Raw genomic sequence first — 20,251 nt, forward strand, 5'->3', positions numbered from 1 at the left:
GCGACTTCGGGCCTCGGTATGTCCCGTCCCGGTTACTCCAGAGCCCTGAGCGGTTCCCCGGCACTCCAGTCCTCCAGCGCCCCACGGTGTACGGCGGTGATCCCGGCTTCGGCGGCGATGTTCAGCGCCTCCGGAGTGAAGGGGCACGTTGCCACGTAGAGCGCAACGTCCGCGCTGTACAGGACCTTCGCGGACCCGATGAACTTCTGGACGTCGGGACTGGTGATGTTGAGGTAGGGCGCGAACCTCTTGCACTGGACGACGAGGCGTCGCCCGTCGGCCGTGAGTCCGATGATGTCGACACCCCGGTCGCCATGACCGCCCTGTACGACGACGTTGGTGCAACCGTCGCGGATCAGCAGTTTGGTGATGTGCCGCTCGAACGTCCGGCCGTTCATGGCGTCCATGGCGGCCATCACGCCGACGGCGGGGCGGTCGTCCCGGATCCCTTCGAGCCGCTTCAGCCGGGCATGGTGCTGGTGGAGCCGCCGCTCGATGCGCTGGACTCCGGTGCGCAGGGCGATCAGCTCCAGGTGGTGCTCGCCCGATGTCTCGATCAGGGCGTTGAACATGGGGACGACGGTCTTGCCGAGGATGTGGGCGATGCGCTGGTCGATGCGGTCGTCGAGGGCCTGGTGGTCGGTCGGGACCGGGTTTTCCACAGGCTGTGTCCGGGCCAGGTACTCCATGTCGAGGAGGTACACACGCACCTGACGTGCGACTTCGCTGTCACGGAGGAGCATGGCGACATTGAGGACGGCTCGGCGGGACCAGAGTGCCAGGTTGGAGCGGGGCTGTGGGCCGTTATAGGAACTCAAGTTGAGTTTCTTAAACTCGCGTAGTTCGGGGCCGCGGAGCACGCGTAGCCCGTTGGACTCAAGCTCCTGCCGATGACGGCTGAGCAGGTTGTTGATCACGGTTTCGGCGACTTCGAAGTACACCGCCACCATCGCCGTAGTCACATGCATCCCGTCCGGCAGTAGCGACAGAGCCTTCACTTTGTCGAGGACGTCGGTGCGCTCCAGCACGCTGTCGCGCAGGCTCTTCGATTCCAGCAGTGCTGATTCGTTGATCACGGTTCTGCCCTTCTGTCGAGTTCAGGGCAGAGCACGCGCACCCCACCCCATCCGATCAACGAGTTCGGATGAGGGAAGGCACGAGCGAGGAGAGAACTCATGTGCGGCGACGGTGGGCAAGGAAGAGCCCCGGCGTCCTTCCGGGAGGAGGCGCCGGGGCTCTGTTGAACGGGGAGCGGGGGTCAGCCGCTGGTACCGCCGAAGAAGTTGGTACCGCCGTTGTTGTTCCCGCCGTTGTTGCCGACGCTCACCGTGGTGAGGGTGATCGTTGTGCTGCCGGGGTCGTCGACGCCGGTGTTGGCCTGCGGGTCCTGGTTGGTGACAAGGGCGTTGTCGCTGGAGTCGCCGTTGAACTGGATGTTGGTGAAGCCGGCCGCCTGCAGGGTCTGCTTGGCCTGCTTCACGGTCTGGCCGAGCACGCTCGGTACGGCCGTCTGCTGCTTGGCCTTGCCGATCTGGATGTTCACCGCGGAGTTCCTCTTGAGCTGCGTACCGGCCACCGGGTCGGTCGAGACGACCTTGCCGACCAGGTTGGCGTCGTCGGTGTCCACCTCGGTGCAGTTGCCGACCAGGTTGTTGGCCGTCATCTGTGCCTTGGCCTCGTCGCAGGACTGTTGGCTGACGTCGGGGACGGTCGACTTCTCCTCGGCCTTGGCGACCGTGAGGGTGATCGTGGTGCCCTTCTCCCGCTCCGAGTCGCCCGGGGGGTCCTGGCCGATGACGACGCCCGCGGTCTGCTCGGAGACCTGGGTCTTCTTCTCGACCTTGAAGCCCTTGGCGGTGAGCTGTTCCTCCGCCTTGTCGAAGGTCAGACCCTGGACATCGGGCACCGCGATCTTCGGCGAACCCGTCGACACCACCAGCGAGATCGTGTCGCCCTTGTTGACGTCCGCGTTGGCCGCCGGATCCTGGGAGCAGACGCTGCCCTTGGGCGCGTTGTCGCAGGCCTTCTTGGTCGGTGTCCCCAGCTTCAGGCCCGAATTCGTGGCCATCTTCTGCGCGTCCGCGTAGGTCTGGCCGACGAAGTTCGGGGCGGCGAAGGGTTTGTCCGCGCCGTTGCCGCTGACCACCCATTTCCCGATCAGGATGGAGCCGACCAGCACCAGGATGCCGGCGACCACGAGCAGGATCGTGGAGGTGTTGCTCTTCTTCTGCTGGCGGCGGCGGTCCGGGCGTTCGTCGTAGCCGTAGCCGCCGTCGTCCGGGTTCATCGGCGGGAGCATGGTGGTCGCGCCGGCGTCGGAGCGCAGCGCGGTGGTCGCCTGGTCGTCCGGGTAGCCGTAGCCCACCGAGCCCATCGCCGCGGTGGCGGCGACCGGCTGGCCGTCGAGGCACGCCTCGATGTCGGCGCGCATCTCGTCGGCCGACTGGTAGCGGTAGTTCGGGTCCTTGACCAGGGCCTTCAGGACGATGGCGTCCATCTCGGGCGTGATCTCGGGGTCGAACACCGACGGGGGCTGCGGTTCCTCGCGGACGTGCTGGTAGGCGACGGCCACCGGGCTGTCGCCGACGAACGGGGGTCGTACCGTCAGCAGCTCGTAGAGCAGGCAGCCCGTCGAGTAGAGGTCCGAGCGGGCGTCGACCTGCTCGCCCTTCGCCTGCTCGGGGGAGAGGTACTGGGCGGTGCCGATCACGGCCGCCGTCTGGGTCATGGTCATGCCGGAGTCGCCCATGGCGCGGGCGATGCCGAAGTCCATGACCTTGACCTGGCCGTTGCGCGTGAGCATGACGTTCGCCGGCTTGATGTCACGGTGGACGATGCCGCTGCGGTGCGCGTACTCCAGGCCCTGGAGGATGCCGATGGTCATTTCCATCGCGCGCTCGGGCAGCAGCTTGCGGCCGGAGTGCAGCAGCTCACGGAGCGTCGAACCGTCTACGTACTCCATGACGATGTACGGGATCGAGACCCCGTCGATGTAGTCCTCGCCCGTGTCGTAGACCGCGACGATCGCGGGATGGTTGAGCGAGGCGGCCGACTGGGCCTCCCGGCGGAACCGGGCCTGGAAAGACGGGTCGCGCGCGAGGTCCGCTCGCAGCGTCTTCACCGCCACCGTGCGGCCGAGCCGGGTGTCATGCGCGAGGTAGACCTCCGCCATGCCACCACGGCCGAGCACGTGGCCCAGTTCGTACCGGCCGCCTAGGCGACGCGGCTCTTCCATAGTTCCCTACCAGCCCTCTCCGTCGGTCCCGACCGGCACGGGTGTGCGGTCGGAGGCTGCCGTCCGGGCCTACCGTACCCGGCTGTGTTTGTGTGACCTGGCCAAGCCCGTAACCCGATACAGGACCGGTATCGCAACGTGCGTCGATGTGAAGGAGACGTGAGCGGTGTCACGTCCCGCTGCGCCGGAGCGCCGCGGCGGGCGGGGTCACTTCTTGGAGTTGATGACCGCCTCCATCACGCTCTTCGCGATCGGGGCCGCGAGGCCGCCGCCGGAGATGTCGTCACGGTTGGCCTGGTCGTCCTCGATCACCACGGCGACGGCGACGGGCTTGCTGCCGTCGGGGAGCTTGGCGTACGAGATGAACCAGGCGTAGGGGTTCTCGCTGTTCTCCACACCGTGCTGGGCGGTACCGGTCTTGCCGCCGACGGTGACGCCGTTGATCTTGGCGTTCGTACCGGTGCCCTCCTTGACGACCGTCTCCATCATCGACTGGAGGATCTGGGCGTTCTCGGAGGACAGCGGCTGGCTCATCTCCTCGGGGTCGGTCTGGGAGATGGTGTCGACGCCCGACGTCTGCAGCTTGTCGATCATGTACGGCTTCATCAGCTTGCCGTCGTTGGCGACCGCGGAGGCGACCATGGCCATCTGCAGCGGGGTCGCGGCGGTGTTGAACTGGCCGATCGAGGACAGCGCGGTCTGCGACTGGTTCATGTTGTCGGAGAAGACCGAGGCGCTGGAGCGGACCGGGGTGAACTGTTCGGCGTCGAAGCCGAACTTCTTGGCCTCGGCGAGCATCTTGTCGTTGCCGAGGTCGGCGCCGATCTTGCCGAAGACGGTGTTGCAGGACACCCGCAGGGCGACGCGCATGGTCGCGTTCTTGCAGGGGATGTTGCCCTCGTTCTTCAGCTCGGTGGTGGTGCCCGGCATGACGTACGGCAGCGGGGACTTGGTGGCTTCGTCGGCTGAGGTGTACAGCCCGTTCTGGAGCGCGGCCGCGGCGGTGACCACCTTGAAGGTGGAGCCCGGCGGGTAGGTCTCGCGCAGCGCCCGGTTCAGCATCGGGTCGTTGGGGTTGTACTTCTTCTGCAGCTTCTTCCAGGCCTCGGCGTCGGTGTCCGAGGTGCCGGCGAAGGCCGAGGGGTCGTACGACGGGTAGGAGGCGAGGGCCAGGATCTTGCCCGTGGAGGGGTCGAGGGCGACGACCGCGCCCTTGCCGCCCTGCTTCTTCAGCCCGTTGTAGGCGGCGTTCTGGGCGGCCGCGTTGAGGGTGGTGACGACGTTGCCGCCCTGCTTCTGCTTGCCCGTGATCATGTCGAGGGTGTTGCGGAAGAAGAGCCGGTCGTCGTTGCCGGTGAGGATGCCGTCCTCGAGGGACTCCAGCTGGTTGGCGCCGAAGGCCTGGGAGGCGTAGCCGGTGACCGGGGCCCACATGGGGCCGTTCTTGTAGGTGCGCTTGTACTTCAGGTCGTTCAGGCCCGAGGAGCTGGACGCGGTGGAGCCGGTGATCGGGTTGCCGTCGACGATGATGTCGCCGCGCGCGGTGGAGTAGCGGGCGATGGTGACCCGGCGGTTGGCGGTGTCCTCGCGCAGGGTGTCGGCCTTGACGTACTGGAGCCAGTTGTCGCGCAGCAGCAGGGTGAGGACGAGGAGGCCGCAGAAGATCGCGATCCGGCGCAGGGGCTTGTTCATGAGGGGCGGACCACCTGGGTCATCTCGGCGTCGGGGTTGGCGGCAGGGGCGGGGGCCGGGCGCCGGGCGGTGTCGCTGATGCGGATCAGGATGCCGATCAGGGCCCAGTTGGCGATCACGGAGGAGCCGCCGTACGCGAGGAACGGCATGGTCATACCGGTCAGCGGGATGAGGCCCATGACACCGCCGGAGACGACGAACACCTGGAGGGCGAAGGCGCCGGAGAGGCCGATGGCGAGCAGCTTGCCGAACGGGTCGCGGGCGGCGAGGGCGGTGCGTACGCCGCGTTCCACGATCAGGCCGTAGATGAGCAGGAGCGCCATGATGCCGGCCAGGCCCAGTTCCTCGCCGAAGGTGGCGAGGATGAAGTCGGAGTTGGCGGCGAACCGGATGAGTTCGGAGTGGCCCTGGCCGAGGCCGGTGCCGAGGGTGCCGCCGGAGCCGAACGCCCACAGGGCCTGCATCGCCTGCTCGGAGTGGCCGGCGACGCCCTGACGGCTGAGGGTGTACTCCTTCATCGGGTCGAGCCAGGCCTGGACGCGCTGCTGGACGTGCGGTTCGAAGCTGGCCACGCCGACCGCGCCGGCGCCCGACATCAGCAGACCGAAGACGATCCAGCTGGTCCGCTCGGTGGCGACGTACAGCATGATGACGAACATTCCGAAGAACAGCAGCGAGGTGCCGAGGTCGGTCTCGAAGACCAGGATCAGGATCGAGATGAACCAGACGACCAGGATCGGGCCGAGGTCGCGGCCGCGTGGCAGGTACAGGCCCATGATGCGGCGGCTGGCGAGGGCGAGCGCGTCGCGCTTGACCATCAGGTAGCCGGCGAAGAACACCGCGAGGACGATCTTGGCGAACTCGCCGGGCTGAATGGAGAAGCCGGCGACGGAGATCCAGATCTTGGCGCCGTAGATGTTCTGGCCGAGGCCCGGTACCAGCGGCAGCAGCAGCAGGAAGAGCGCGCCGACCATGGAGATGTAGGTGTAGCGCTGCAGCGCGCGGTGATCCTTGAGGAAGATCAGCACGACGATGAACAGTGCGATGCCCATCGCGGTGTACAGCAGCTGGCGCGGTGCCGCGGTGCCCGCCTGCTTGATCGACTGGAGCAGCTTGGACTGGTCGAGCCGCCAGATGACGACGAGTCCGAGCCCGTTCAGCAGGGTGGCCAGCGGCAGCAGCAGCGGGTCCGCGTAGGGGGCGAACCTGCGTACGGCGAGGTGGGCGACGCCGGCCAGGAGGCCGAGGCCCAGGCCGTAGCTCAGCAGTCCCGCGGGGACCTTGTCGTTGATGGCCAGGCCCGCGTTGGCGTAGGCGAACACCGGGATGAGGACGGCGAACACCAGGAGCGCGAGCTCGGTGTTGCGTCGGCTCGGTGTGCCGATGGAGCCGATCGTGGACGTGTGGTTCGTCGACGTGTTGGTAGTACTGCTCATCGTGTGACGGGGCCTCTCACGGCTTGCCTATTGCTTACCGCACAGCGAGACGACCTTCTGCTCATCCTCCGAGAGGGTGGGGCCGGGGCTGGGGGTCGCTGAGGGGGACGGGGACGATGACGCCGAGGGGGACGCCGAGTTCGTAGGGCTTGGCGAGGCCTTGGACGTGAGAGAGGTCTTGGTGGTTCCCGTGGTGCCTCCGGCCTCGCCCTGGCCGGTCCTGGAGTTGGTCTTGGACTCGGACGCGGTGCGTTCCGACTCCTTCTTGCAGGCGGAGGCCTGCACGGCCAGCTCCTGGACCTTCGACTGGGCGTCCGTGAGACCGCCCTCGGCGATGGTGGCCTTGACCTGCTTCTGCTGGTAGGGCGGCAGGTACTTGAGTTCGATCTCGGGGTGGTCCTTCTCCACCTTCGAGAGCGACACCCAGGCCAGGTCCTGGCTGATGCCCTGGTACAGCGCGACGTGGGTGCCGTTGGCGCCGACGTAGTACTGGGTCTGCGTCCAGCGGTAGCCGCCGTACAGGCCCCCGCCGATCACGGCGAGGGCGAGGATGCCGTAGAAGGATCTCTTCAGCCACCTGCGGCCCTTGCGGGGCTTGACGAAGTCGTCGTCGGTGTAGTCGCCGAAGCTGCCGGCCGGGACGTATCCGGTGGTGTCGCCGGAGCCGGGCGGGCCGAACTCGCCGCCCCCGCCCTGGCCGGGCACCTGGCGGCCGAGGTTCGCGGCACGGCCGGCCGGGGTCTGCATGAAGCCGTTGTCGTGCAGGTGGTGCTGGTTCTCGGCGACGGCGCCGACCACGACCGGGGTGTCGGAGAGCTGCCCGGCGAGGGTGTCTCCGGTGTCCAGGTCGAGGACGTCGGCGATGATGACCGTGATGTTGTCGGGGCCGCCGCCGCGCAGTGCGAGCTGGATCAGCTCCTGCACGGTCTCCTGGGGCCCCTGGTAGCTGGCGAGGGTCTCTTCCAGGGTCTGGTGGGAGACGACCCCGGAGAGCCCGTCGGAGCAGATGAGGTAACGGTCGCCCGCGCGTACCTCGCGGATGGACAGGTCGGGCTCGACGTGGTCGCCGCTGCCCAGCGCGCGCATCAGCAGCGAGCGCTGCGGGTGGGTGGTGGCCTCTTCCTCGGTGATCCGGCCCTCGTCGACGAGCCGCTGCACCCAGGTGTGGTCCTGGGTGATCTGGGTGAGCAGGCCGTCCCGCAGCAGATACGCGCGGGAGTCGCCGACGTGTACCAGGCCGAGCCGCTGGCCGGTCCACAGCAGGGCGGTGAGGGTGGTCCCCATGCCCTCCAGCTGCGGGTCCTCCTCGACCATGGCGCGCAGCTGGTCGTTGGCGCGCTGCACGGCGTGCCCGAGGGAGGTGAGGATGTCGGAGCCGGGCACGTCGTCGTCGAGCGTGACCAGGGTGGAGATCACCTCGGAGGAGGCGACCTCACCGGCGGCCTGGCCGCCCATGCCGTCGGCGATGGCGAGCAGGCGGGGACCGGCGTAACCGGAGTCCTCGTTGCCCTCGCGGATCATGCCTTTGTGCGATCCGGCGGCGAAGCGCAGTGACAGACTCATGCGCACCTCGCCTGTCGGCTCCGGGTACATCCGCACGGTGCCCACCCTCCGGTCGGGAGCGCGCGACGGACCGGCGTCAGGTCCGCCGCTGCGTGCTCGCTCCGCTCGCGCCTATCCATGATGTAGCACTACTTCCGCAGCTCGATGACGGTTTTGCCGATGCGGATCGGCGCGCCCAGCGGGATCGGTGTGGGAGTCGTCAGGCGGGACCGGTCCAGGTACGTGCCGTTCGTGGACCCGAGGTCCTCGACGATCCACTGGCCGTCGCGGTCCGGGTAGATCCTGGCATGGCGGCTGGAGGCGTAGTCGTCGTCCAGCACGATCGTGGAATCGTGGGCGCGGCCCAGGGTGATGGTCTGTCCCTGGAGCGCGACCGTCGTACCCGTGAGCGTGCCCTCGGAGACGACGAGTTTGCTGGGGGCGTTGCGCCGTCGGCCGCCGCCTGCGGCCGGCTGCTGGCCGCGCTGCTGCGGTGGCGCGGCCTGCTGCCGGGCGGCGGGCTGCTGCCGGCGTCCTTCTTCCCTACGCGATCCGCGCTGGGTGACGCGCGTACCGAACAGGTCGCTGCGGATGACCTGCACGGCCACGATCACGAACAGCCACAGTACGGCCAGGAAACCCAGCCGCATGACCGTGAGGGTCAGCTCTGACATTGCCCCCGCTTCACCCTTCGGCTTGCCGGTAAATGATGGTGGTGCTGCCCACGACGATCCGCGAGCCGTCGCGGAGCGTAGCGCGGGTGGTGTGCTGCCCGTCCACCACGATGCCGTTGGTGGACCCGAGATCCTGGATCGTCGAGGGCGTTCCGGTCCGGATCTCGCAGTGCCGGCGGGAGACGCCGGGGTCGTCGATCCGCACGTCGGCCTCGGTGCTGCGGCCCAGCACGAGCGTCGCGCGGGAGATCTGATGGCGGGCGCCGTTGATCTCGATCCAGTAGCGGGTACGGGAGCCGGGCGCCGAGGCGCCGACCGGCCCGGAGGGCCCTGCGGGCCGCTGGACGGCGGGCTGGGCCGGCTGCGGGTAGCCGTAGCCGCCGGGGCGCTGCGGGGCGGCGGGGGGCGGTGCGCTCGGCATGGGCGGGGCCGCGGCGGACTGCGGGTAGCCGTAGCCGCCCGGTCGCTGCGGGGCGCCGCCGGCCGCGGGCGTGCGCTCCGGGGCGGCCTGCTGGTTGCTGGAGGAGGCGAGGGTGCGGCTGCGCACCCGGTACAGGCCGGTGTCCAGGTCCTCGGCCTTCTCCAGGTTGACCTTGATCGGCCCCATGAAGGTGTAGCGCTGCTGCTTGGCGTAGTCGCGGACCATCCCGGCGAGCTCGTCGCCGAGCTGCCCGGAGTAGGGGCTGAGCCGCTCGAAGTCGGGAGCGCTCAGCTCGACGATGAAGTCATTGGGTACGACGGTCCGGTCGCGGTTCCAGATGGTCGCGTTGTTGTCGCACTCGCGCTGCAGCGCACCGGCGATCTCCACGGGCTGGACCTCGGACTTGAACACCTTCGCGAAGGTGCCGTTGACCAGACCTTCGAGACGCTGCTCGAACTTCTTCAGGACTCCCACAGGGCACCTCCTCTGTCGCGTTGCCCGTACGGCTTGCCTTACCGCTACTACTCACTGATCGTATCTACGCGCCCGGCAATCAGCCGGTTCCCCCAGCGGCCCCCCTTCGAACTCCTCGGCACGCTTCTTCCTGTCAAGGATCGGCGCTTCTTCTGCCAAGGATCGTAGAGGTGGCCCACGACCAGTGTCCCGCACCTGACTGTGCACCTGATCCGTCTCCTGGACAGATGGCGTGGACCGGTACGAGGTTGATACGTGAATGCCGACTGCTCGGTACGTGCGCGTCAGGTGAGCGCTGCCCGGAGACAAGGGATGTGAACCCACCCCCTCCCACGTGCTAGTGTTCTGCGTGTCGGAAGGCGCCGGGCCGAAGGAAACAGAGGCCGGGACCGGAGGACACACCCAATGCGCGGGTGGCGGAATAGGCAGACGCGCTGGATTCAGGTTCCAGTGCCCGCAAGGGCGTGGGGGTTCAACTCCCCCCTCGCGCACAGAGGCAAAGGGCCCATCGTGATCACGATGGGCCCTTTTGCTGTGCCGTTGTGGTTCACGGGGTGGGTGGGTGGTCGGTGTGATTTTCCTGTCGGTGTGAGGTGTCTCTCACCGGGCGGACGGGTGCGGTCTTCGGGTGGCCGCGGCGGCCGGTGCGGTCGCGGCCAGGACCGCGAGGGCCGCGCACACGGCGGTGGTGGCGGCCAGCGCCGGCCAGGGGAGGACGAGGGTGGCCGGGGCGTGCAGGACGTGCAGGGCCGCCCCGACGGCCGCCAGGTTCAGGGCCGTGACCAGCAGGCCCAGCAGGGCGCCGACCGCGACCACCGTCAGCGCCTCGGCGCCGACCAGTCGCAGCACCTGCCGGCGGGTGGCGCCGGCCAGCCGTAGCGTGGCCAGTTCGCGGATCCGGTCGGAGGTGGCCATCACCATGGTGTTGACCAGGGAGATCCCGGTGTAGAGAAGCGCGATGCCGAGGACCAGGAGGAAGCCGAGGCGGGTGGTGCGGTCGGTCCGCGGGTAGGTCGCCGCGATCCACTGGTCCGCGGTGCGGACCCGGCCGTCGTCCGCCCGGACCGCCCGGCGCAGGCCGGCTGCCACCGCGGCCGCGTCCGCGCCGTCCGTCAGGGCCACGTCGACCCGGTCGACGGCCGCGCCGGCGGCGTTGGCCGGGGTGACGTACACGCCGTTGTCGCCGGTGCCCCTGGTCATCACGGCGGCGATGCGCAGGGTCTTCCGGGTGCCGTCGCCCAGCCACACCCGCACCCGCTGCCCGACGGTGTGCCGCTCCCACTCCTCGTTGACGATGATCGAGCCGTCGTCCAGGCCGGTGGTCCGGCCGGCGGCGGGCGGGAGGCGGGCGGTGGCGGCCAGGGCGGCGGGATCGGCGGCCCTGGCCTCGGACCTGACCAGCGCGACCCCGTCCTCCAGGACGTACACAGCGCTCGCCGAGGTCATGGACACCTCGGTGCCGGGCACCGCGCGCAGTGCCCTGAGCGTCGCGCCGTCGAACCCGCCCGCCGAGGGCGTGACGACGAAGGCCGCGGTGGTCCGGGCGCGGGTCTCGGCGGCCTTGGCCGCGTCGAGCGTGGCGGTGGCGCCGAGCAGCGAGCCCGCGAGGGCGACCGTCACCAGCACGGGCGCCGCGACGGAGGCCGTACGGCGCACGGCGGCGGCCGCGTTCTCGCGCACCAGCAGGCCGGCGGCGCCCGGGAGCCGCGCCGGGACCCAGGTGAGCAGCCGGGTCAGCGGGCGGACCAGGACGGGTGCCAGCAGGGCGACCGCCGTGATCAGCAGCATCGGACGGCTCACATAGCTCTTGCGGTGCAGCAGACCGCCCGGGTCGCCGAGGAACGGGAGCACCGCCGCGGCCAGCAACAGGGCCCCGCCGCACAGCCAACGCCCCCAGGTCATCGGCCTGTTGTCCACGGCCGCCGCGCGCAGCGCCTCCGCCGGCCCGGTCCGGCCCGCCCGCCAGGACGCGGCGACCACTCCGCAGAGCGCGACCAGCACTCCGGTGGAGAAGGCCGCGCAGTACGGCCAGACGGCCTCCCCCGTCGCGAACCAGTCCGGGGCGAGTCCGCCGTCGACCGTCCAGCGGACGAGGCGGGGTGCGCCGTACCGGCCGAGCACACAGCCCGCCGCCGAGGCGACCACGCCGACCAGCAGGGCCTCCGCGGCCACCGTCCGGCGCAGCTGCCCGGGCGTCGCCCCGGCGGCGCGCAGCAGACCGAACTCGCGGCGGCGCTGGGCGACCGCGAAGGCGAACGTCGACGCCACCACGAACACCGACACGAAGGCGGTGACCCCGCCGGCCGTGCCGAACAGGGCGTTCAGCGCGGTCAGCGCCTCCCGGTCACGGTCGGGATCCGGGTCGGCGTAGCGGCGGTCGGCGCCTGTGAGGACCTGGACGCCCGTGATGTCTTTCACCGCGTTCCGTACAGCCGTGACGTCGGCGTCTGTGGCCAACTGCACACTGCGGGGCTGGAGTTGCGCGGCCCGGGCGTCGGTGTAGAAGACGGCGTGCTCGAAGCCGCGGTCGGCGACCGTGCCGACGACCCGGACGCTGCCGCGCTGCGTGCGCAGGCTCTGGCCGGGCTTCGCCCAGGTACCGCTGACCACCACCTCGTCGGCGGCGCGAGGGGCACGCCCCGAGGCGATCTCGTACGGCGCGAACGCGGCGACCGACCAGGGGTGGCCGACCAGATCGCCGGGCCCGCCCCGCGCCCGTACGGCGAAGGAGCGGTCCGGGGTGACCCGGCCGAGCCTCGCCAACCCGGCGACGGCGGCGGGGGGTACGGCACGCGGCTCGGCCAGCTTCCGGGTGCGGTCGCCGATCGGGGTGGGCACGCGCAGGGTGTCGGCGCCTTTGACGACGACCGGGGCGGCGGCGAACCGCTCCGGGGCGCGGGTCGGCGCGTCCAGCGAGGCGGCGAGGGCGAGGCCCATCACGGTGAGCAGCCCGACGCCGAGCGCGAGGGCGACGAACCCGCCGACGAAGGTGACCCAGCGGGCGCGCAGGGTGCGCAGGGCGACACTCAGCACGGGAGGGCCTCCGGCTGGGAGGCGGGGCGGGGGCCGGAGCCGGTCGGAGGTCCGGTCGCGGGTGCGGGTGCGGGTGCGGGTTGGGTGTCGGTCGGGGGTTGGGTGCGGGGTGCGGGTTGGGTGTCGGGCCTGGGGAGTGTCTCCAGCTGGGTCATCCGTGCCGCGATGGCTTCGGCGCTCGCGCTCGTCAGTTCGCCGTTGACCCGGCCGTCGACCAGGAAGACCACGCGGTCGGCGTAGGAGGCGGCGACGGGGTCGTGGGTGACCATGACGGTCGTCTGGCCCCGGTCGTCGACCATGGCCCGCAGCAGCGTCAGCACCTCCCGTCCGGTCCGTGAGTCCAGGGCGCCGGTCGGCTCGTCGCCGAACAGGACCTCGGGGCCGGTGACCAGGGCACGGGCCAGCGCCACCCGCTGCTGCTGGCCGCCGGACAGCTCGGCCGGCCGGTGCCGGGCGCGTTCGCCGAGACCGACCTGCCGGAGCACCTCGCGGAGCCGGGACCTCGGCACCCGCCGGCCGGCCAGCCGCAGCGGCAGCGCCACGTTCTGCTCGGCGGTCAGCGAGGGCAGCAGATTGAACGACTGGAACACGAACCCGACCCGCTCCCGGCGCAGCAGGGTCAGCTTCGTCTCGCTCAGCCCGGTCAGTTCGGTCCCGGCCAGCAGGACCGACCCGGAGGTGGGCCGGTCCAGGCCCGCCGCGCACTGCAACAGCGTCGACTTGCCGGAGCCGGACGGGCCCATGACGGCGGTGAAGGTGCCTTTCGGGAAGCCCAGGGAGATCTGGTCGAGCGCGGTGACGGCGCGGTCGCCGGAGCCGTAACGCCTGCTGACGGAGCGCAAGATGATCGCGTCGCCGGTGTCGCCCGTGTTGTCGGTGCCGCCCGTGTTACCGGTGATGCTGGTGTCGCTGGTCATGGGTCCCCACTGCTCCAAGGGTCGTCTGGTGGTGGCCGGGTGGTGGGTCCACGAAACCGTTCGGGGGCGGGTCGGCGCAGTGCGGCGGGACGGAGATCCTGGGTAGGGCCAGGCATACCTCCACCTCGGTGGCTGGACGGATGGCCGGGGCCGCGGCCCGCCGCCTACGGTGACCGGCATGCAGCCCCCTCACCGCAGCGTCTGGCAGGCCATGACCGGGCCCGGCTTCCTGGTCTCCGGCTGGCCCTGGCGTGCCGCCGGTTACCTGCTGACCGGTGCGGTCACCGGTGCCGTACTCCTCGTGGGACTGGTCACCGCGGTCGCGGCCGGCGTCGCGCTCGCCGTCGTACTCGTAGGGCTGCCACTGCTGCTCCTCACGGCGCTCGCGGGCCTTCCGGTGGCCCGGCTCGAACGGCACCGGCTGCGGCTGGTCGACCGGCATCCGGCGTACGACCCGCATGTACGGCCTTCCGCGACCGGCCTGCGGGCCTGGCTGACCACCCGGCTGCGCGAGCGGGCGACCTGGCGCGAGCTCGGCCACGCGCTGCTGTTCGCGGGCCTGTTGTGGCCCCTGGACGCGCTCGCCGTGACCCTCGGCCTGCTCTGCCCGCTGTCGCTGGTCGCCGCCCCGCTGCTGCTGGCCGCGGCCGGCGAAGGGCGCGGTACGAAGGTGCTGAAGGCGTGGACGGTCAGCACCTGGCCGGCCGCCTTCGGGGTGGCGGTGCTGGGGTTGTCGCTGCTGGCTCTGGGCGGCTATGCGCTGGGCGTCACGGCCGGCGCCCGGGCCGAGCTGACCCGGCTGCTGATCGCGCCGCGCGAGGCGGAGCTGGGGTCGCGGATGGTCGAACTGGCGCGGTCCCGCGCGCGGTTGGTGGACGCCTTCGAGGCGGAGCGACGGCGTATCGAGCGCGACCTGCACGACGGCGCCCAGCAACGCCTGGTCGCCCTGTCCATGACCCTCGGCCTGGCCCTCCTGGACGCCCCGCCGGGCCCGTTCGCCGAGCAGCTCGCCAAGGCCCAGCGGGAGGCGGGCGAGGCGCTCGCCGAACTGCGGGAGATCGTCCACGGCATCCATCCCCAGGTGCTCGCCGACCACGGCCTGGCGGCGGCGGTGGCCGACGCGGCCGACCGTACGGCCGTTCCCGTGGACGTCGACTTCCTGCTGTCCGTGCGGCTGCCGCAACCGGTGGAGGCTGCCGCGTACTTCGTGGTGCGCGAGGCGCTCGCCAACGTCGACCGGCACAGTGGCGCGGGCCGCGCCGGGGTGCACGGCGGGCACCGGGACGGGCGGCTGTTCCTGGAGGTGCGCGACGACGGCCGGGGCGGCGCGGACGCGTCGGCGGGCAGCGGGCTCACCGGACTCGCGGACCGGGTGTCGGTGCTGGATGGCACACTCTCCGTGTCCAGTCCGCCGGGCGGACCGACCCTGCTGCGTGTGGAGTTGCCGTGCGAACCGACCGACCGCTGCGGGTAGTCCTGGCCGAGGATAGCGTGCTGCTGCGGGAGGGGATCGTCGGGCTGCTGAGCCGCTGCGGACACGAGGTGGTCGCGGCCGTGGGGGACGCGGAGGCGCTGGTCGCGGCGGTGGCGGAGCATGCGCCGGACGTCGTCGTGACGGACGTACGGATGCCGCCGGGCTTCCAGGACGAGGGCCTGCACGCGGCGGTGCGACTGCGTGCCGCCCGGCCGACGCTGCCGATCCTGGTGCTCAGTCAGTACGTGCAGCGCAGCTACGCGGCCGACCTTCTCGACTCCGGTGACGGGACGGGCGTCGGCTATCTGCTCAAGGACCGGGTGGGGCAGGTGGCGGACTTCGTCGAGGCGTTGTGCGCGGTGGCCGACGGGGGGACGGTCGTCGATCCCGAGGTGGTACGGCAACTGCTGCGCCGGCGCCGGGATCCGCTGGAGCGGCTGTCCCCGCGCGAGCGGGAGGTGCTGGCGCTGGTCGCGGAGGGGAAGTCGAACGGCGCGATCGCCCGGGAGCTGGTGGTCTCGGAGGCGGCGGTGGGCAAGCACATCGGCGGGATCCTGACGAAGCTGGACCTGCCGCCGGCGGAGGAGACACATCGGCGGGTACTGGCGGTGCTGGCTTTCTTGCGGGCTTGAGGGGGAGGGCCTCGGGGGTGTGCGGGGCTGTATTCGATCCCCTCGGAGTTATCCACAGGGTCTGACACGGTTCTGGCCCCCACCTGTACCGTTTCCACGAGTTGATGTTCGTGCGGGTGCGTGTGCGGAGTACGGGGGAGGCGGTCGACGTGACCGGAGTGGAAGACCTGACGGCAGCCGGGGCGCGCAAGTTGCCCTCGCCGAAGGGCTTTGCGCAGTGGCCCGTGGAGGGCTCGCCCAAGGAGGAGGGCAGGGCGCTGCGTTCGGCCGTGCCGCGCCGCAGCCATGACGCCCTGGACCTGGACGGCTCCCGGCCGGACGCGGTGAGCGCGGTCGAGGAGTCCAACCGCGACCGTATCCCGGAGCTGATCCCGATAAGGGTCGGCAGGATGGCGGCGAGCCCGTTCGCGTTCCTGCGCGGCTCGGCCGGCCTGATGGCGCACGACCTGGCCCGGACCCCGATGACCAGGATCGCCACCCAGATCTGCGGCGACGCCCACGCGGCCAACTTCGGCCTGTACGGCGACCCGCGCGGCGACCTCGTCATCGATCTGAACGACTTCGACGAGACGGTGCTCGGCCCCTGGGAGTGGGACCTCAAGCGCCTCGCCGCCTCCCTGGTGCTGGCCGGCCGGGAGGCGGGCGCCGACGAGGACATGTGCCGCAAGGCGGCGGGTGACGCGGCCGGCGCCTACCGCCGCACCATGCGCCTGCTGGCGAAGCTCCCGGTGCTGGACGCGTGGAACGCCATCGCGGACGAGGAGCTGGTCTCCCACTCCGACGCCCACGACATGCTCGGCACCCTGCGCAGGGTCTCGGAGAAGGCCCGCGCCAACACCAGCGGCCGGTTCGCGGCCCGGTCCACGGAGCCCACCGAGAACGGCGGGCGCCGCTTCGTCGACGCCGTGCCGGTGCTGCGCCGGGTCGCGGACGAGGAGGCGGAAACGGTCGTGGCGGCCCTGGAGCACTACGTCACCACGCTCTCCGAGGACCGCCACCCGCTGCTCTCCCGGCACGCCCCGCACGACGTCGCCTTCCGGATAGTCGGCACCGGCAGCGTCGGCACCCGGTCGTATGTCGTGCTGTTCCTGGACCATCGCGGCGAGCCGCTGATACTCCAGGTCAAGGAGGCCCGCCCGTCCGCGCTCGTCCCGCACCTGGCGACGGCCGGCTTCGAGGCGCCCGCCGTCGACCACGAGGGGCGCCGGGTGGTCCTCGGGCAGAAGCGGATGCAGGTGGTCAGCGACATCCTGCTCGGCTGGACCACGGTCGCGGGCCGCCCCTTCCAGGTCCGCCAGTTCCGCAACCGCAAGGGCAGCGTCGACCCGGCCGCCCTGTCGCCCGACCAGATCGACGACTACGGCCGGATGACCGGCGCCCTGCTGGCCCGCGCCCACACCCACAGCGCCGACCCGCGCCTGATCGCCGGCTACTGCGGTAAGAACGAGGAGCTGGACGAGGCGATCGCCGCGTTCGCGGTGACCTACGCCGACCGCACGGAGGCGGACCACGAGGAACTGGTGACCGCGGTCCGGACGGGCCGGATCGCGGCGGAACTCGGGGTGTGACCGCCGGTGACAGGCCCTGAGGTGCAGAGGTGAAGTACGTCGTCATCGAGGACGGCGAGAGCGAGGGTCCGGTCTTCGGCGACGGCGAGAACGCTGGGCCGGTGTTCGTCGATGACGGCAGCGGTGGGCCGGTATCCGTCGTCGATGACGGCGGCGCTGGGCCGGTGTTCGTCGACGGCGAGGGCATGGGGCCGGTCCGCATCGACCCCGGTCCCTGTCTGGCGCGGCTCCCGGAGTTCGCCGGTGAGCTGCCGCCCGGCGCCCGCGCCTTCGCCACCGACCCGGACCACTACGACTTCGGCGGCCACCGCTGTGTGAAGGACCTGCACCCGCTGGAGATGCGGCGCACGGCCCCCGACGACATCGAGATCCGCTTCCGGCACAGCTGCTTCAAGCACGACGAGGACCTGGTCGTCCGCTGCTCAGGGGTCTCCCGCTTCCAGACGGACGTCCTGGGCGCCTGCGACCTGACCTCGCTCGGCGAGGTGATCCCCGACGAGATCCTCCCGTACCCGGACGGCTGCACCCACGAGCTGGCCTGCCGCCCCGGAACCCTCGTCGTGGCCTGCAGAGATCTGGTCGCCGAGTGGGTGGCGGCCACCCACGGGGACGACAGGCCCTAGTCTGGTCGGGTGACGACCCCGGAAGCTGAGCAGTCTGAGGCACCGCGGCCCGAGGAACGCCTGGAACAGGCCGTGCGGGCCGCCGAGCAGGCGTTGATCGAGTTCGAGATCGCGGTCGAGACCTTCCGTGTCGAGGTCGAGAACTTCTCGCGGCTGCACGAGCAGAAGCTGGGCCCTCTGTATCTCCGCCTCGAAGAGCTGGACGCGCGGCTCGCCGAGGCCAAGGCCGCCCGCACCGGCGACCCCGAGGACATCCGCGCCGCCGAGGAGGCCCGGGCCCGGGTCCTGCCCATCCCCGGCGTCGAGGAACTGCTGCACGGCTGGATGGACGGCCACGGCCTGTTCCCGGAGGCCGCCGCGATGCTCACCGAGCAGGAGGTACGGCCCCCGCAGCGGGTGCGGCCCAGCGAGGAGGCCCGCCGGCTCTACCGCGAGCTGGCCCGCAAGGCCCATCCCGACCTGGTGCAGGAGGCGGCCGAGCAGGAGCGGCGCGAGGAGTTCCTCAGCCGGGTCAACGCGGCCTACGCCCGCGGCGACGAGGCCCTGCTGCGGGAGCTGGCCGAGGAGTGGGCGGCCGGCCCGGTCCCGCCCGAGCGCAGGCCGAGCCGTGCCGAGGAGCTGTACGCCCGCCTCGAATGGCTGGCCGAGCGCAAGGAACTGCTCACCCTGGTCGCCAGGGAACTGGAGGACGGCCCCATCGCCGGCCTGCTCCGGCTGGCCCCCGACGACCCGGACAGCCTCCTCGACGAGATCGCCGAGAAGCTCTACAAGGACGTGGCCGAGCGGGAGACGGAGCTGGCCGCGCTGCTCGCCCAGGAGTAGCGGTCGGGTAGCGTCGGAGCCATGAACTTCGCAGCGCGTGTGCCCACGGTGGAGGTCGCGGACCTCAAGGACGGCGACTTCCTGCTGGACGTCCGCGAGGACGACGAGTGGCAGGCGGGCCACGCCGCGGGCGCCCTGCACATCCCGATCAGCGAGTTCGTGGCCCGCTACGGCGAGTTCACCGAGGCCGCTCCCCAGGATGGCCGCGTCCACGTCATCTGCCGCTCCGGCGGCCGCTCGGCCCAGGTCACGATGTACCTGGGCCAGCAGGGCATCGACGCGGTGAACGTGGACGGCGGCATGCAGGTGTGGCAGGCGGCAGGACGAGAGGTAGTGACGGACACGGGCGAACCGGGTTTCGTCATCTGAGGGTGACTCGATGGCGCCCCGCACCGGGGCGCCGCGTAAGGGGCGCGGGGCTGTATCGACATGCGGCTCCGCCGCGTGGGCGCGGCCGGCCCCCACCGCCCCGCGGTTCCCCTCCGGCCGGGCGCCCCCTGATTTCGCATCCTCTACCCCAGTGGATGCGCGGCCAGCAAATCCCCCAGCGCCTCCTCATAGGCCCCGGCGGACCCGAGCGCCAGCTCGAGCTGCTTCGCCCAGGCGTGGTACCGGTGCAGCACGTACTCCGTGTCGGCCCCGAACCCCCCGTGCAGATGCTGCGCGGTCTGCACCACCCGCCGCACCCCCTCCGCCGCCCAGATCTTCGCCACCGCCACATCCCCGGCCGCCGGCAGCGCCCCGGCCGCCCCGGAAGCGATCCGCCACGCCGCCTGCCACAGCGTCGCCTCCATGGCCCGCAGGTCGATGTACCGGTCGGCGGCCTGCACGGCGACCGCCTGGAACGTGGCGACGGGATGCCCGAACTGCTCCCGCTTCCCCGCGTACTCGCTGGTCATCCGCAGCACCCGCTCACCCACCCCGAGCGCCAGCGCACACGTCCCGGTCGCCAGCAGCTCCCGCAGCCACTCCCAGGCCCCCGCCGCGGTCACCACATCCCGCCCCGCGACCCGCGCCGACTCCAGCCGCAGCTCACCGAGCCGTTCCCCGCTGGTCGACACCTGTTCGGCGGGCGTGACCCCGTCACCCGACGGCGCCACCAGCGCCAGCACGCTCCGGTCGCCGTCGGTATGCGCCGGTACGACGACGAGATCGGCGTCATACACCCACGGCACCGCCGTCTGCACCCCGTCCAGCACCCAGACCCCGTCCTCTCGCCGTGCGGTCACCGCCAGCTCGGCCGGGTCGTGTCCGGTGCGCCCGCTCGCGGCGACGGTCAGCACCAGCTCGCCGCGCCCCGCCCGCGTCAGCAGCCTGCCCCTCAGCTCCTCGTCCCCGTAGGCCTGGACGGCCGCCATGGCCGCGCTGTTCTCCAGCAGCGGTACCCGGGCCAGCACCTTCGCCGACTCCCGGAGCACCAGGCAGAGCGCGATGGCGTCCAGGCCCGCCCCGCCGTACTCCTCGGCCGTCAGCAGACTCAGCAGGTCCGCGGCGGCCAGCCGCTCCCACAGGTCCCGGTCCATGTGCTCGGCCACGGCGCCGGTGGTCAGCGCGGGGCTCGGCACCGCATCCGGTGCCACCCCGGCGAACACCCCGCGCGCCGCCTCGGCCGCCGCCAGCTGCTCCTCGGTGAAGGTGAAGTCCACGGTCCTGTCCTCCCGGCGGGTCCGCTGATCTGACGGTCCGTCAAGATAGAACAGGTTCTAGA

16 protein-coding genes and 1 tRNA gene are annotated in these 20,251 nt (G+C 71.2%); 7 read left to right on the forward strand and 10 right to left on the reverse strand.

Translation table 11 applies throughout. The features are described from left to right. Positions 1-32 precede the first annotated feature (32 nt). The 7 genes from ACGFZQ_RS31270 to ACGFZQ_RS31300 form a co-directional block, all read right to left on the reverse strand. Positions 33-1,076 carry a restriction endonuclease gene (locus ACGFZQ_RS31270; RefSeq protein WP_393843123.1) on the reverse strand — a complete coding sequence of 348 codons (1,044 nt, stop codon included), beginning with the start codon at positions 1,074-1,076 and terminating at the stop codon, positions 33-35. A 182-nt stretch (positions 1,077-1,258) separates the two neighbouring features. Beyond that, a complete protein-coding gene (gene pknB, locus ACGFZQ_RS31275; RefSeq protein ID WP_393843124.1) occupies positions 1,259-3,235 on the reverse strand; it encodes a Stk1 family PASTA domain-containing Ser/Thr kinase in 1,977 nt (658 codons plus the stop codon). Between the two features lie 207 nt (positions 3,236-3,442). After that, on the reverse strand, positions 3,443-4,927 hold the full coding sequence (locus tag ACGFZQ_RS31280) for a peptidoglycan D,D-transpeptidase FtsI family protein (RefSeq protein ID WP_393843125.1): 1,485 nt from the start codon (positions 4,925-4,927) through the stop codon (positions 3,443-3,445). Then, complete coding sequence (locus ACGFZQ_RS31285) at positions 4,924-6,363, reverse strand: FtsW/RodA/SpoVE family cell cycle protein (RefSeq protein WP_351738081.1); 1,440 nt, start codon at positions 6,361-6,363, stop codon at positions 4,924-4,926. The genes ACGFZQ_RS31280 and ACGFZQ_RS31285 overlap by 4 nt, the downstream gene beginning before the upstream one ends. A 27-nt stretch (positions 6,364-6,390) precedes the next feature. Beyond that, positions 6,391-7,956, reverse strand: coding sequence for a Stp1/IreP family PP2C-type Ser/Thr phosphatase (locus ACGFZQ_RS31290; protein ID WP_382529504.1), 1,566 nt, complete (start codon positions 7,954-7,956; stop codon positions 6,391-6,393). A gap of 98 nt (positions 7,957-8,054) precedes the next feature. After that, the gene (locus ACGFZQ_RS31295; protein ID WP_351738084.1) at positions 8,055-8,579 is read right to left on the reverse strand and encodes an FHA domain-containing protein; all 525 of its coding nucleotides are present in this window, start codon (positions 8,577-8,579) and stop codon (positions 8,055-8,057) included. Between the two features lie 10 nt (positions 8,580-8,589). Beyond that, positions 8,590-9,474: an FhaA domain-containing protein gene (locus tag ACGFZQ_RS31300; protein ID WP_393843126.1), complete on the reverse strand. Its 885-nt coding sequence runs from the start codon at positions 9,472-9,474 to the stop codon at positions 8,590-8,592. A 407-nt stretch (positions 9,475-9,881) separates the two neighbouring features. On the opposite strand from ACGFZQ_RS31300, the gene ACGFZQ_RS31305 reads away from it, so the two are divergent. After that, positions 9,882-9,965: transfer RNA gene (locus ACGFZQ_RS31305), tRNA-Leu, on the forward strand. 109 nt (positions 9,966-10,074) lie between these two features. On the opposite strand, the gene ACGFZQ_RS31310 is transcribed toward ACGFZQ_RS31305, so the two are convergent. Next, on the reverse strand, positions 10,075-12,507 hold the full coding sequence (locus ACGFZQ_RS31310) for an ABC transporter permease (RefSeq protein WP_393843127.1): 2,433 nt from the start codon (positions 12,505-12,507) through the stop codon (positions 10,075-10,077). Next, the gene (locus tag ACGFZQ_RS31315; RefSeq protein WP_393843128.1) at positions 12,501-13,424 is read right to left on the reverse strand and encodes an ABC transporter ATP-binding protein; all 924 of its coding nucleotides are present in this window, start codon (positions 13,422-13,424) and stop codon (positions 12,501-12,503) included. Before ACGFZQ_RS31315 ends, ACGFZQ_RS31310 begins: the two co-directional genes overlap by 7 nt. Before the next feature lie 211 nt (positions 13,425-13,635). Here ACGFZQ_RS31315 and ACGFZQ_RS31320 point away from each other — a divergent pair, with 211 nt between their 5' ends. From ACGFZQ_RS31320 to ACGFZQ_RS31345, 6 genes are all read left to right on the forward strand, one after another. Next, on the forward strand, positions 13,636-14,898 hold the full coding sequence (locus ACGFZQ_RS31320) for a sensor histidine kinase (protein WP_393843260.1): 1,263 nt from the start codon (positions 13,636-13,638) through the stop codon (positions 14,896-14,898). Next, positions 14,871-15,530, forward strand: a complete 660-nt coding sequence (locus ACGFZQ_RS31325) for a response regulator transcription factor (RefSeq protein WP_351738094.1) — start codon at positions 14,871-14,873, stop codon at positions 15,528-15,530. Before ACGFZQ_RS31320 ends, ACGFZQ_RS31325 begins: the two co-directional genes overlap by 28 nt. 104 nt (positions 15,531-15,634) lie before the next feature. Beyond that, positions 15,635-17,098 (forward strand): DUF2252 domain-containing protein, encoded by a 1,464-nt coding sequence (locus ACGFZQ_RS31330; protein ID WP_393843129.1) that lies wholly within the window; start codon positions 15,635-15,637, stop codon positions 17,096-17,098. Positions 17,099-17,127: 29 nt separating this feature from the next. After that, positions 17,128-17,721, forward strand: a complete 594-nt coding sequence (locus tag ACGFZQ_RS31335) for a hypothetical protein (RefSeq protein WP_393843130.1) — start codon at positions 17,128-17,130, stop codon at positions 17,719-17,721. Positions 17,722-17,730: 9 nt separating this feature from the next. Then, positions 17,731-18,543: a hypothetical protein gene (locus tag ACGFZQ_RS31340; RefSeq protein WP_393843131.1), complete on the forward strand. Its 813-nt coding sequence runs from the start codon at positions 17,731-17,733 to the stop codon at positions 18,541-18,543. Between the two features lie 39 nt (positions 18,544-18,582). Beyond that, entirely contained in the window at positions 18,583-18,912 is a 330-nt protein-coding gene (locus tag ACGFZQ_RS31345; RefSeq protein WP_351738617.1) for a rhodanese-like domain-containing protein, read from the forward strand. Positions 18,913-19,055: 143 nt separating this feature from the next. Here ACGFZQ_RS31345 and ACGFZQ_RS31350 read toward each other — a convergent pair whose 3' ends face one another. Beyond that, a complete protein-coding gene (locus ACGFZQ_RS31350; protein WP_393843132.1) occupies positions 19,056-20,189 on the reverse strand; it encodes an acyl-CoA dehydrogenase family protein in 1,134 nt (377 codons plus the stop codon). Between the last annotated feature and the right edge of the window lie 62 nt (positions 20,190-20,251).

Origin of the sequence: Streptomyces sp. NPDC048254 (assembly GCF_043201895.1) — a bacterium.
In the GTDB taxonomy this organism is placed as follows: Bacteria; Actinomycetota; Actinomycetes; order Streptomycetales; family Streptomycetaceae; genus Streptomyces.